Raw genomic sequence first — 13,165 nt, 5'->3', positions numbered from 1 at the left:
GGCGGCGGCAGGAGTTGTGTTTAAAAGGCATGGCTGCACTACAATTGCTACATCGGAAGCCAACCCACACCAACAAACGAACCGCGCACCAACGCCGTTCAGACTGTTCTCAGTATCCCATCCCGCCCATGCCGCCGTTGCCGGCCGGCCGGGCAGATTGTATTGAGGGAATGTCGGCGATCATCGCTTCGGCAGTGATCAAAAGTGCCGCGATTGAGCCGGCGTCCTGCAAAGCGGTCCGCACAACCTTCGCAGGGTCGATGATGCCGGCTTTGATCATATCGACATAGGTCTCCGTCTGCGCGTCAAAGCCCTGGTTGTGATCCCTGCTGTCGGTGAGTTTTCCCACGACGATCGAGCCTTCGACACCGGCGTTCTCGGCGATCTGCCGGATCGGAGCTTCCAGCGCCCTGAGCACGATCGAGATGCCCGCCGTGGCGTCCGCATTCGCTCCGGTCAGTCCCACCAGGACCGACCTCGCGCGCAACAGGGCAACACCACCGCCAGGAACGATGCCTTCCTCAGCCGCTGCGCGCGTGGCGTTCAGCGCATCGTCGATACGGTCCTTCTTTTCCTTGACCTCGATTTCGGTCGCGCCGCCGACGCGGATTACCGCGACGCCGCCGGTGAGTTTCGCCAGGCGTTCCTGGAGTTTTTCCTTGTCATAGTCGGAGGTCGTCTCCTCGATCTGTGCCTTGATCTGCTGGATGCGCGCCTGGATTGTCGCTTTATCGCCGGAGCCGTCGATAATCGTGGTGGTGTCCTTCTCGATCAGCACGCGCTTGGCGTGGCCGAGCATGTCGAGCGTGACGTTCTCGAGCTTGATGCCGAGATCCTCGGAGATCATCTGACCGGCCGTGAGGACGGCAATGTCTTCCAGTATGGCCCTGCGGCGATCGCCGAAGCCCGGGGCCTTGACGGCCGCGACCTTCAGGCCACCGCGCAACTTGTTTACAACCAGCGTCGCCAGAACCTCGCCCTCGACATCCTCGGAGAGGATCAGCAGCGGTTTGCCGCTCTGCACGGCCGCCTCGAGTATTGGCAGCATAGCTTGTAAATTGCCAAGCTTCTTTTCGTGGATGAGGATGTAGGGGTCCTCCAGCTCCACGCGCATCTTCTCGGCATTGGTGACGAAATAGGGCGAGAGATAGCCGCGGTCGAATTGCATGCCCTCGACAACGTCGAGCTCGGTCTCGGCCGTCTTGGCTTCCTCGACGGTGATTACGCCTTCATTACCGACCTTGTCCATCGCCTTGGCGATCATCTCGCCGACCGTCGCGTCGCCATTGGCGGCAATGGTTCCGACTTGCGCAATCTCGCCCGAAGACTCTACCTTCTTGGCGCGCGCCTGGATTTCCTTGACGACAGCAGCGACACCAAGGTCAATGCCACGCTTGAGATCCATGGGATTCATGCCGGCGGCGACGAGTTTGACGCCTTCGCGCAGGATGGAGGCAGCGAGCACAGTCGCCGTCGTGGTGCCGTCACCGGCGAGGTCGTTGGTCTTAGAGGCCACCTCGCGCACCATCTGCGCGCCCATGTTCTCGAACTTGTCGGCCAGCTCGATTTCCCTGGCAACTGCGACCCCGTCCTTGGTGATGCGCGGCGCGCCATAGGCCCTGTCGATGACAACATTGCGGCCCTTGGGGCCCAGCGTCACCTTGACGGCGTTGTTGAGCAACTCGACACCGCGCAGCATGCGATCGCGCGCATCAGTGGAGAATTTGATTTCCTTGGCAGACATTGTGTTCGTCCAGTTCGGTCTTGAGATTGCGGTCGGAAATCGACGGCCAGGCAGCTTTCTTGGCCGCGACGGTCTTTTCGACAACGTCCATGATGTCGGGCTCGTTCTTGATCAGGGGTGCCTCACCGTCGATCCTGAAATCGGTACCGGACCGCTTGCCGAGCAAGATCCTATCACCGAACGTGGCGTCGAGCGGAATCAGCTTGCCGCATTCATTACGGGTGCCTCGACAGCCGGCGATCACTTCGCCTTCCTGCGGCTTTTCCTTGGCAATGTCGCGAGTGATGATCCCGCCCTTGGATTTGAGATAGCCTTGCGCGCGCCGGATGACGGCGCGGTCATGCAGTGGACGGATTTTCATAGGGATTCTTTCTGCGGCCTGCACATAGGGCGGCTGCAATCCTTACATAGCACCTTTGGCACTCGATAGATAGGAGTGCCAAAATACATATTCCGCCGACATCGTCTCCTACCAATAGGGCTCCTCACCGATCGAGAGCGACCTCAACGCGCCAACGGAGAGGCCAGACGCGGCCGTCGGTTTTTCTCCTTTGCCCCAATGCGAGGCGGCAGCCACGTTGACTGTGGGCAGCAGCGTGGGATTGGCTCCGCCGTCAAACTCGCGGTTTCGCACGCCAAAGAGAAGGATACCCGGTTGTTGCCGAGGAAATTCGAGACGGATCCGTCGGGATCAAACATCCTTGTCGAGTTCGGTGGCGTTTCGAAGAGCCTCTTGCATCCTTGAGCGCCAATGGGCACCGGATAACTTGAACCAGTCGACCACGTCGGTATCGACGTTGAGGGTGAGTTTCGTCGTGGAACCGTCGGAGGGCAACACTTTCTTCTTGAGCGCTCGCGGACGTTCCAGAACCTGCTGCACCAAGTCGCTGGTAGCTCGTGTGGAATTAGCTTTAACCATCTGCCAGCCTCATGCCTTTCTGATGCCATTTCTCGCCCCGAGCTGGCACGTGTTAGGAAGTGCAAGGATTCCCAAAGTAGCGTTTGTATGCTTCATACATGGACGCCTTGTGGCAAGGGCTTTATGGGGGATTGAGTGATCGGTTGCTTTTCAGGTGAGCGAAGCAGGCCTCTCATTAGAGCAGGCTTAGGGCTCATACCGCCTCCAGCCGGAACTGACCTCTCAAAGCTGGAACAGCTGGGAACACATTCGAGCCGTCGCGGAAGTGAAAGGAGAGTTCAATGTCTGGTGAAGCACGGTCTCCTCGTCTCGCCGTCCTGATCGATGCCGACAATGCTTCGGCTAAAATTGCCGATGGCCTGTTTGAGGAAATCGCCAAGATCGGAGAGGCCAGCGTCAGGCGCATCTACGGAGATTTCGCCAGTGGACGATCGAAAGCATGGATCGAAGTGCTGTCGCGTCACGCAATCATACCGCAGCAGCAGTTTGCGTATACCACCGGAAAGAACGCGTCTGATATCACCCTCGTGATCGACGCAATGGATCTGTTGCACAGCGGTCGCTTCGATGGCTTCTGTCTGGTCTCGTCCGATAGTGATTTCACACGTCTGGCGTCGCGGATCCGCGAGCAAGGCACCGATGTTTTCGGCTTCGGCGAGCAAAAGACGCCGGAAAGCTTCCGTCAGGCATGCCGCAGATTCATTTACACGGAAAACCTCCTACCGATCGTCGCGTCAAATGGTGCGGAATCGGCTCAGACGCCCACTCCGCTTCAGCAGCCGAAGGCCGCGACCCCCATCATCAAGAAGGTCATCTCCCAGATGGAAAGCGAAGACGGATGGGTCCCGCTTGGGTCCATCGGCACGCAATTGGCGAACCTGGCATCGGACTTCGATCCGCGAACCTACGGCTTTCGCAAGCTCAGCGATCTCGTGCGCAAGACAAACGCCTTCGATATCGAGCAAATGGAAGGCAAGCCGCTACGGATCCGCGTTAAACAACAAGCATCTAAAAAAAAGGCCTGAGTCCCCGCCATTCGAACTCCCGGAAGGTGTCGCCCTGTGCGTGACCGCCAAATGCGAGCCCCTTGCTAAGATCGCCTCTTGCCGAAGCCTGCTCGCAAGCTGGAGCATAGTGTAGCTGTCGTCGATAATCGTGTTTAGCCGCGCTTACAATCTCTGGACTCTCATCGTCGACATAGGCTGCAATGATCTTTCGACGCGGATCGATAGCACAGCTCTGTGTGTCGGGAGTGGCGCAAGACATTGCGAGCACCATCAGACCTTGTTTTGCTCAATGAGCGCTTCAATGGCATGAACCGCTGTGGGATAGCCTGTAGCCCCCAGACCCGCTATTACCGCAGTAGCACGCATCGAGACGTAGGAGCGGTGATAGATCGGTTCACGCCTGTGAACATTGCTGATGTGAAATTCGATGATCGGGCCTGGAAACATCTTTAACGCATCCAGCAAAGCAAGCGATGTGAACGTGAACGCGGCTGGATTGATGATGATGCCTGCAGCGTCCTCATCGATCGCTTCGTGCACCCATTCGATAAGCCGTTCCTCGCTGTTCGTCTGGCGAAATTCCACCGGCCGCTTTCCAGCCGCCTGCTTGCACCACGTTTCGATTTCGCCGAGTGTCGTGTAGCCGTAAATCTCCGGCTCGCGTTTTCCAAGCCGGTTGAGGTTTGGTCCGTTGAGAATGAAGAGGGGTTTGGGGTCTGTCATGATCGCTTTACCTGTTACCCCTGGTAGCCCGTGAGGCGCGGCAACCAGAGTACGAGGTCGGGAAAGAAGGTGATGAGCGCCAGGCAGAGCACCATCCAGCCAAGAAACGGCAACGCGTCGCGAATGATGTCGCGCACCGGCGCACCGGAAATGTTGGTCATGATAAAAAGCAACAGCCCGTAGGGTGGTGTAACCAGCCCCAACATGACGTTGACGACCACCATGACCCCGAAATGCACCATATCGATACCAAGCGCTTGCGCGGTCGGGATGAATACGGGAACGATAATCAGTAGGATTGCTGTCCCCTCCAGCACGCAGCCTAGCAGGAGCAGAAGGACGTTGACGAGGATCAGAAAGCCAATTGGTGACAGATCCCAACCCGTCAAAAGCACACGCAGTGTCTCCGGGATGTTCTCAATCGTGACAACGTAGTTGAAGACCAGCGAGCCGGCGATCAGCATGCCGATTGATGCTGTCGTCTTCGAGCTGGTCTTTAATGCGTCGTAGAAGGCCACCAACGAAATACTGCGATAGATCACGACGGAAATGGCCAGCGCGTAGGCCGCCGCAAGAGCTGCAGCCTCAGTCGGTGTCGTGATGCCCGAATAGATGCAGCCAAGCAGAACGACCGGCATCATGAGCGCCGGAAGCGCCTGCCAGGTGATCTTCGGGATATCGCGAAGCGGTACGGGGTCCTCCACCGGAAAGTTCTTGCGCCGCGCGGTGATTGCAACCTGCACCATCTGCAGAAGTGCCATCAACAGTCCAGGGATCATGCCGCCGATAAAGAGATAGCCGATCGATGCGTCCGAAACGAGCGCGTAGATTACCATTGGAATGGAAGGAGGAATGATCGGGCCGATGACGGAGGTCACAGCCGTCAACGCGGCGGCATAGCTTGGCGTGTAACGCCCGTCTCGGGTCATCATATTCTGCATCATGCGCCCGCTGCCCGCCGCATCCGCGATCGCAGAGCCGGACATGCCCGCAAATACGATGCTCTGCACCACGTTCACCTGCGCAAGGCCGCCGCGGAACCGACCAACGAGAACATTACAGAAGTTGAGAAGCCGCTCCGTCATCGAGCCGATGTTCATGAATTCGGCAGCGAGCACAAACAGCGGCACTGCAAGAATGATATAGTTGGAATACATGCCGTTCAGAAATTGCTCGGCCACCGTTCCCATGTCGGCTCCGACAAGAAACAGGTACAGGATCGAACCAACGATCATCGACAGCCCTATCGGCAAGCCCAAAAAGGCAAGAGCCGTGATGAGGACAATGGTAAGCGAAAAAGGACTGGTGAAATTCATACGCCGGAGCTCGCTTTCGTGGGATCGAAAGCGTCCGGCGCCTTGCCGAAGGCTGCCTGCCATGCAAGCCAGATGTAGCGCACGATCATTGCTACCGCAAAGACGACGTAGATCGAGTAGAGATAGTCGAAGCGGATCTTGAGATAGGCTGTCTTCTCGACCTTCATAAACATGACGTAGTCTATGACGGCCGGCAGCGAGACGCCGAAGGCGACGACAAGAGCCACGGCAAAAATCAGCGTCATGATGCGGCGGGCACGGGCGGACGCGCTAGCCCAGAAGAAATCGAACCGGATTTCTTCACTCTCGCCGATCACGAAAGCGGACCCGAAGAGCACTATCCAGATCCACAGAGCAACGCTGACTTCGTGCGTCCAGCCAATGGAGAGATTGAGGACATAGCGGAACAGGATCTGCAACAGAAACACGACGAACATGCCCAACAGCATGAGGGCCAAAATGTTTTCAGCCCGCCGGCGCAGCCACCGGCCAAAGGCAAGCAGTCTCTCGGACACGAAATTCCTCCTCACCTCACCCAATCGGCCGGGTCGAACCCGGCCGACATCTTTTTGTCGCTGATACGACTACAGGGCTGCTATTTTCTCGAGGATGCCTTCAGGCCACGATTTTGCGAGATCGGAGGAGAGATACTTCTCCTGTGCATGCTTCCGGAATGCGGCAATGTCCGGTTCATAGATTTTGAGGCCGGCTGCCTTGAACTCGTCGACCAGAGCCTTTTCCTGCGCCAGGTGCTGTTCCTGGCTCCAGGCCATCGCCCTATCCGCCGCCGCCTGGAACGCTGTCTGCTGTTCCGGCGACATGTCGGCCCACACCTTGCTGGAAACAGTCAGCAGATCGTAACCGATCAGATGCGAGGTCAGCACGATCTGCGACATCACTTCATAGAACTTCATGTTCTTGACGTTCGGAAGCGGATTGTCCTGTCCGTCGATCGCGCCGGTCTGCAGACCGGTATAGACTTCGGCATAGGCCATAGGCGTCGGATTTGCGCCGAGCGCAGCCCCCAGGAACTGCCAGGCGTCGCCACCCGGCATCCGAAGCTTGATACCGGCCATGTCGGCAGGTGTTGCAATCTTCTTTTCCGGTTTAAGCCCCACCTGACGTGCACCGAAATAGGTCGGACCCAAAATATGCACGCCGAGCTGATCTTCCGCCATTTTCTTGAATTCCGCGCCGGTATCGCTGTCGAAGAACGCCTTGAGATGGGCGGCATCGCGGAACAGATAGGCTGAGGTCAGCACAGACCATTCGGGAATCTGGTTTGAGATATCCTGCGGGGCGATATTGCCCATCTGCAGGTTGCCGCGCTGGAGAGCCACCAGTTCGGTGCCCTGCTTGAAGAGCGTTCCGCCATAGAACGGCTCCAGCGTGAAGCTGTCCTTGATGGCATCCTTGAAGGATTTCATCATCTCGGCGCGGATGTCCTGCTCGGAGAACACCGCCGAAAACTTCAGCACGGGTTTGTCCTGTGCAAATGCTGGGAAAGCAAAAGCCGCGGTCGCCGCCGCGGAAACGCCAAGAAAGCGGCGTCGGTCGATTTCAAAAACCATTGATTTTCCTCCCGTTAGCCGACCGTCGAGTGGCCGGTCTCTTTCCCACTTTCACTCTTCCTCCTCGGAAGAGCACCTCGTTCATGCACGGACCAGTTAGTTAAAAAAGGCGCGGACAAGCGGCCAGCTATAGCCGGAGTTTCTGATGTTCAATATCTCATGTCAAATAATTTTTATCATAGATTTTTCATTTCATAGGATATAATTCGAGTAAGGGAGGAAACATGATCGTCCAAAATATACCATCGGAAACTGCGAGCGAGATGGCGTTTCGCCAAATCCGGAGCGATATCATCGCGGGCACATTATCTCCGCGTCAGAAGCTGAAACTCGACGACCTACGTGATCGATACTCAGTAAGCATCTCCACCCTCAGAGAAACCTTATCGCGGCTTGCCACCGAAAACCTTGTGATTGCCGAAGGGCAGCGCGGCTTCCATGTCGCACCGGTTTCCGCGAAGGAGCTGCGGGATCTCGGTGACATGCGCCTTCTGCTCGAGAGTCATGCTCTTGCTCTGTCTCTCGCCGCGGGTGACCTTGAATGGGAAGCGCGCGTTGTGGCAGCCAGACACAAGCTTGCCGCGGTGGAGCAGCGTTTGCTAACCGGCGACGTCGACCGAACGCCGGATTGGGTGCGCTACGACTGGGAGTTCCATCAGGCGCTCGCGTCGGCTTGCGGCTCTACGGTGCTGATGGAAACGCTGGCAACGACGTTCGATCGATTTCTACGCTACCACTTGCTTGCGCGCAGCTTCCGGGGGAAACCGGTTGCGGACGATCATCGCAAACTCTTCGACCTTGCCATGGCCCGCGACGTGGAAGGCGCAAGGTCTATGCTGCGCCAACACGTGGAGCACGGCATCGATCACGTGCTACGCACCGGTCGGTTTGACTGAATGCTTCAACGGAGACGGGAGATTGGAAAAGCGAGAACAGGTATCGCGCAAAAATGACCCCGAAAGAACGCGAGAGAACATTCTGGCCGTCGCGACGGAGGAATTCGCCGCTCATGGGTTAGCAGGCGCCCGGGTCGACGCGATCGCGGAGCGAACGCGCACATCCAAGCGCATGATCTACTACTATTTCATCAGCAAGGAAGACCTCTATCTCGCTGTCCTTGAGAAGGCCTACCGCAAGATCCGCTCACGCGAGGCCGATCTCCAGCTTACCGAAATGCAGCCAGTCGCGGCGCTGCGGACGCTGATCTCAAACACCTTCGACTACGACGAAAACCATCCGGACTTCGTCAGACTGGTGAGCGGCGAGAACATTCTCCTGGCCGCGCACATGCGTCGCTCCACCGAGATTGCCGACCTCAACGTCTCGATCATTCGAACGCTGACGGACATTCTGGAGCGCGGCAAAGCGGATGGAAGTTTTCAGCGTGAGATCGACGCAATCGATCTGCATTTGCTGATCAGCGCCTTCTGCTTCTTCCGGGTCTCCAACGCCCATACCTTCAGTACGATTTTCCAGCGCAATCTTTCGGAAACTGCCACGTACGAACGGCATAAGAAAATGATCGCGGACGCTGTAATCACTTACCTGCGTCTAGCAATATAAATTATCGCTCTCGAACGGATTCGAACCAGCTTCTATTGCTCTATCGCTAATTAAGCGAATGCGTTAATTAACAAAAATGCCGTTTCGCTTATTAAGACGTAGTGCTGTTTAACTTCAGCACAACAATCGACTTGGGAAGCCATGGTCAACAAAGACCCCAACACCAACGGGCGACTAGGTCGCTTCGTGGAAACCGCCCTAGGTGGCGAACTAGACAGGCGTTTGTGCCGCCTCTCCTCCCTCCGGTTCCGCCCATCGCGATTACTGGCTTGCTCACTCGTCTTAGAGCGGCCGATGAGCCCTAACAAGGCAAGGCTGACATTCGACAAATCGGGCGGGACCTGAAAGTTGGCTATGTTCTTTAGGTTCAATCCAACGCCAAGGCCCGCGCATTCGCGTATACGCGCGGCTTGTCAATGCAACTTCAGGGATCCGCGTCTGGTCGGAGCGCTGGGATCGGCCCGTCAAAGACTTGTTTGCTGTTCAGAGTGAGATCGCCGACCACGTGTTCGGCCAGTTCCAGCGAGAACGACCAGCGCAAGGTTCGGCAGTCAAGGCTTCATCATGACGACCATCGTATCGGCCGGAAACCATCACCAGTGCGGGTATCGCCGCCATCACCATGACGAGGGGATAGCCGATCGCCAGAACGGAACGAGCGGCCGCCTTCCCATAACTAGGTAGCCAAACTCTCCGGTTGCGGGGCTGGCAGATGCGCGCAAGCACGGCAAGCCGGCCCGAGAGGTTCTTTTTCGATGATGATGTAAACTACACTGCTTGCGAAGACTTCGGCCAATGGCGGCTTTCGGACCGTCGCATCAGGTGACTTGGCGTGATGCCGAACTGCCGGCGGAAGGCCGTCGCGAAGTTGGCCGCGGAAGAATAGCCCGCAACAAGACTGGCCTCCAGGACAGTGGCTTCGCCGTTGCTCAAGGCCGCGAAGGCCTGTGCCAGTCTCAGTTTGCGCACATATTCGAACACGCTCTGGTTCTCCGCGATTCGGAAAAGACGCTGCAGGCCGCTCGCGCTGATACCGGCGGCACGCGAGATCACTTCAACATTGAGCGGGTCGGCCCATCGCGCTGCGACGTAATTCTTGGCGCGATCGAGGCAAATGGCATCCTGCCGCGTCAGAATCATGCCGGTCGGTTCACGCCGGCTCGCCTGCAATGCCGCTGCCATCGTTTCTGCCACAAGTTCCACGGCGCGGCTTTCGAGATAGAGGTCGCGCATTGCGGGCAAAAGCGGTGGGGGCGCGAAGATCTGGCGAACGATCTCTATCAGGCGAGGAGTGACGGTCCAGCGATGTTCGAAGAGGTGTTCGCGGAGAAGCCTTTCGCCGCCCTTGGTGTCGGCGACTTCATCGAGCGCGTCGAGATGCAGCCATTCCGGCGTCGCGGACACGACGAGATGGCGCAGGTGCTGTCCTCCCAGAGAGGCACGACTGAAACTCTCAGGGGAGGCGTTCATGATCGCAACGCCCTGTACGACGCCGCCATGCGCATCAAAATGAAAGTGGCGGTCGCCGATTGAGAGATCGACATTGCCGTCCAGAAAGAAGATGCAGGAAAGTTCCTCGCCAAGACGCGACGTGGCGGTGAAGGGCCGCTCCTCGATCGCATCGCTGACATGCAGCACGAGCCCACGGCGGAGTTCTCGGTGCAGGAATTCTCCCCTCATCAATGTATCGTCGGGAGAAAGTCCGTCGGGGCTTTCGAGGACGATCCCGTCCTGGCGCAAGAGATCTCGGACACGGAGGTGCCGCCCCGTGCGGCTCTCATCTGCCTGCACCTCGCCCTCGGCATCAGGTTTCAGGCCATTGCCGTACCGGCATACTGAAGTTGTCATTTCCAACCCTCGCGGCTTGTAGTGCACACGGCATTCACCAGCAACCTTGCAGCGCCATTGAAGATGGCAGTCCGAACAGGACATTTGCCGTCACGCAAAGATATCAGCGCGTTGCGCAAAGGACCCGCCGTTGCCCGTCGTGGAACAATTGCCCTAAAGCAATAACTTAACTTGATTTAATCAGTCAAGTTTAACAAAAGATGCAATCGACTTGGGGTAGGATCATGACGAGCGAAGACGGCAGGTTTGGCAAAAGACGCGACGCGAAAGAGCGTGCACGCACGTTCGCTGCGCACCGCAAAGAGACTCTTTTTGCCTCGACATTTGCTGGCGTCCTCGGTCTCGCGGCACCTGTGTTGGCACAGGATGCGGCCCCGGGAACCCGGCTCGAGGCGATCACCGTAACTGCTTCTAAGGACAACCCAAGGGGGCCGGACAATGGGATTGTCGCCAAGCGAAGCCTCAGCGCGTCAAAGACCGATACTTCTCTCCTCGAGACGCCACAGGCAATCAGCGTCGTCACGCGTGACCAGATGGACGAGCAAGGGGCGAACACCGTGTCGGAGGCGCTGCGATACACTCCGGGTGTGTTGACCGAGAGCAACGGCTACGACATCCGTTACGACTGGCTCTATATCCGCGGCTTCAACACCTACGGTACGATGTGGCTCGACGGACTGGTGCTTCCGGGCGACCCCAACAACTATGCCACTCCGGCCGTGAACCCCTACGCACTTGAGCGCATCGACGTCATCAAGGGGCCGGCGTCGGTTCTCTACGGCCGGGCGGTCCCAGGGGGGCTCGTCAACCAGGTCAGCAAGCGTCCGCAACCGGAGCGCCATAACGAGGTAGGCATCCAGACCTCGTCTTTCGGTGGCATCGAAGGGATGTTCGACTTCACAGGACCGGTCAGCGAAGGAAGCGACTGGACCTACAGGCTTACCGGACTCGGCAAGAACATGGGCAGCCAGATCGATCGAGAGCAAGAACGCCAGCTCATGCTTGCGCCGAGCTTGACCTGGGCGCCGACCGACCAGACACAACTCACTCTTTATGGCTACTATCAGAAGGATCGCCCGAAGGACTTCAACCCCCGTTTCTACCCGGCGATCGGGACACTGATCGACAATTCATTCGGACAGATCCCACGAGAGCTCTATCTCGGCGATCCCAACGCCAGCATCTTTGAACGCAATTTCTATACGCTCGGATACGAATTTTCCCACGAGTTCAACGACACCTGGAGCGTGCGTCAGAACCTGCGCTACGGCCGCGCGAGCCAGAACATGTTCCTCGCCCTCGTCAACCCGGCCTTCGCCTATCGGCCCGACGGCCATACCCTCAATCGGGCTTCGGCAGTGTCGGATGATTGGCTGACAAGCTTCAACGTCGACACCCAACTGGAAGCCCGGTTCGATACCGGTGCCCTCGATCACACGGCTCTCTTCGGCATCGACGTCCTCCGGGCCGATTCGTCGACCAATTTCGGCAACGGCACTGTCGGAGTGCCGCCCCTCGACTATCTCGACCCGGTCTACGGCACCGCACCGATACCAGTCCCGGCCATCCAGCGCACTGGCCTGCAGAAGCAACGGCAGGTCGGCTTCTATGCCCAGGACCAGATCCGCTACGACAACTGGGTAGGGACGGTCGGCCTGCGCTACGATCTCTCGGACATCGATACCCAAAACCGCCTGGCTCCGGATCGGTCGACCGTCTCCAACGATGATCGCGAAGTGACGTGGCGGGCCGGCCTCTCCTATCTCTTCGACAACGGTATCGCTCCCTACGTCAGCTATTCCACCGCCTTCTTGCCGGCCCTGGGTGCCAGCCGGCCCGGAATGCCCTTTGAGGCGCAACGGGCCGAACAGTACGAAATTGGCGTGAAGTTCGAGCCGCCGGGCGGCTGGGGCATGATCACGGTCTCACTGTTTGACTTGACGCTCGAAAATGGCCTCACGCCCGATCCTGCCAGTTCGCTCTACAGCGTGCAGACCGGCAAGCAGCGCGTGCGGGGATTGGAGCTTGAAGGGAAGTACGAGATCACCCCCGAATTCGACGTCCTTGCCTCCTACTCCTATTCGGATTCCGAAGTAGTCCAGTCTACGAACGCGGCGGCCAGGGGCCGCGAGATGTTGAGATCGCCAGAGCATCAGGGCAGCGCCTGGATAAACTATCGTCCTTCTGCCATCGAGGGCCTTTCGCTGAGCGCCGGGGTGCGGATGACCTCGTCTTATCAGACCGACGCCACCTATCGAGATGATTTGCGCATCCCCAGCCGCGTACTGGTCGATATCGGCGCCGCGTATGACTTCGACGCCTTGCACAAGTCTTTCGAAGGCACGAAATTTCGCGTCAACGTCACCAACCTGTTCGACGAGGAGTATGTCTCGCATTGCCTGAACATTACCGGCGGAAGTTGCAACTACGGTGCTGGACGGGCGGTTACGGCCAGCCTGAACTACGCGTGGTAG

Annotated in this window: 12 protein-coding genes and 1 pseudogene; 5 read left to right on the top strand and 8 right to left on the bottom strand. The window is 57.9% G+C overall.

All coding sequences use genetic code 11. The annotated features are described in order from the left end of the window. Positions 1–109 precede the first annotated feature (109 nt). The 3 genes from groL to ASD00_RS26750 all read right to left on the bottom strand — a co-directional run bounded on the left by groL (position 110) and on the right by ASD00_RS26750 (position 2,663). Entirely contained in the window at positions 110–1,744 is a 1,635-nt protein-coding gene (gene groL, locus ASD00_RS26760) for a chaperonin GroEL (protein ID WP_057210173.1), read from the bottom strand. Beyond that, a complete protein-coding gene (locus ASD00_RS26755; RefSeq protein ID WP_063963350.1) occupies positions 1,713–2,105 on the bottom strand; it encodes a co-chaperone GroES in 393 nt (130 codons plus the stop codon). The genes groL and ASD00_RS26755 overlap by 32 nt, the downstream gene beginning before the upstream one ends. A 330-nt stretch (positions 2,106–2,435) precedes the next feature. After that, entirely contained in the window at positions 2,436–2,663 is a 228-nt protein-coding gene (locus tag ASD00_RS26750; RefSeq protein WP_057210172.1) for a BrnA antitoxin family protein, read from the bottom strand. A 281-nt stretch (positions 2,664–2,944) separates the two neighbouring features. Here ASD00_RS26750 and ASD00_RS26745 point away from each other — a divergent pair, with 281 nt between their 5' ends. Continuing rightward, positions 2,945–3,688: an NYN domain-containing protein gene (locus tag ASD00_RS26745; RefSeq protein WP_057210170.1), complete on the top strand. Its 744-nt coding sequence runs from the start codon at positions 2,945–2,947 to the stop codon at positions 3,686–3,688. Between the two features lie 252 nt (positions 3,689–3,940). Here ASD00_RS26745 and ASD00_RS26740 read toward each other — a convergent pair whose 3' ends face one another. The 4 genes from ASD00_RS26740 to dctP all read right to left on the bottom strand — a co-directional run bounded on the left by ASD00_RS26740 (position 3,941) and on the right by dctP (position 7,280). Then, a complete protein-coding gene (locus ASD00_RS26740; protein ID WP_057210168.1) occupies positions 3,941–4,393 on the bottom strand; it encodes a type II 3-dehydroquinate dehydratase in 453 nt (150 codons plus the stop codon). A 14-nt stretch (positions 4,394–4,407) separates the two neighbouring features. After that, the gene (locus ASD00_RS26735; protein ID WP_057210166.1) at positions 4,408–5,709 is read right to left on the bottom strand and encodes a TRAP transporter large permease; all 1,302 of its coding nucleotides are present in this window, start codon (positions 5,707–5,709) and stop codon (positions 4,408–4,410) included. Next, positions 5,706–6,224, bottom strand: a complete 519-nt coding sequence (locus ASD00_RS26730) for a TRAP transporter small permease subunit (protein ID WP_057210164.1) — start codon at positions 6,222–6,224, stop codon at positions 5,706–5,708. Before ASD00_RS26730 ends, ASD00_RS26735 begins: the two co-directional genes overlap by 4 nt. A 69-nt stretch (positions 6,225–6,293) precedes the next feature. Continuing rightward, positions 6,294–7,280: a TRAP transporter substrate-binding protein DctP gene (gene dctP, locus ASD00_RS26725; protein ID WP_057210162.1), complete on the bottom strand. Its 987-nt coding sequence runs from the start codon at positions 7,278–7,280 to the stop codon at positions 6,294–6,296. Between the two features lie 224 nt (positions 7,281–7,504). On the opposite strand from dctP, the gene ASD00_RS26720 reads away from it, so the two are divergent. The 3 genes and pseudogenes from ASD00_RS26720 to ASD00_RS42560 all read left to right on the top strand — a co-directional run. Then, the gene (locus tag ASD00_RS26720) at positions 7,505–8,176 is read left to right on the top strand and encodes a GntR family transcriptional regulator (RefSeq protein WP_057210161.1); all 672 of its coding nucleotides are present in this window, start codon (positions 7,505–7,507) and stop codon (positions 8,174–8,176) included. Positions 8,177–8,198: 22 nt separating this feature from the next. After that, on the top strand, positions 8,199–8,843 hold the full coding sequence (locus tag ASD00_RS26715; protein ID WP_057210159.1) for a TetR family transcriptional regulator: 645 nt from the start codon (positions 8,199–8,201) through the stop codon (positions 8,841–8,843). Between the two features lie 141 nt (positions 8,844–8,984). Then, a pseudogene (locus tag ASD00_RS42560) lies at positions 8,985–9,139 on the top strand (Fic family protein); the annotation flags it as partial. A 472-nt stretch (positions 9,140–9,611) separates the two neighbouring features. On the opposite strand, the gene ASD00_RS26710 reads toward ASD00_RS42560, so the two are convergent. Beyond that, the gene (locus ASD00_RS26710) at positions 9,612–10,691 is read right to left on the bottom strand and encodes an AraC family transcriptional regulator (protein WP_162249756.1); all 1,080 of its coding nucleotides are present in this window, start codon (positions 10,689–10,691) and stop codon (positions 9,612–9,614) included. Between the two features lie 224 nt (positions 10,692–10,915). Here ASD00_RS26710 and ASD00_RS26700 point away from each other — a divergent pair, with 224 nt between their 5' ends. Continuing rightward, entirely contained in the window at positions 10,916–13,165 is a 2,250-nt protein-coding gene (locus ASD00_RS26700; RefSeq protein ID WP_082523739.1) for a TonB-dependent siderophore receptor, read from the top strand.

The organism is Ensifer sp. Root31 (assembly GCF_001424825.1).
GTDB lineage: Bacteria > Pseudomonadota > Alphaproteobacteria > Rhizobiales > Rhizobiaceae > Ensifer > Ensifer canadensis.
This window is presented reverse-complemented; position numbering and strand designations above follow the sequence as displayed.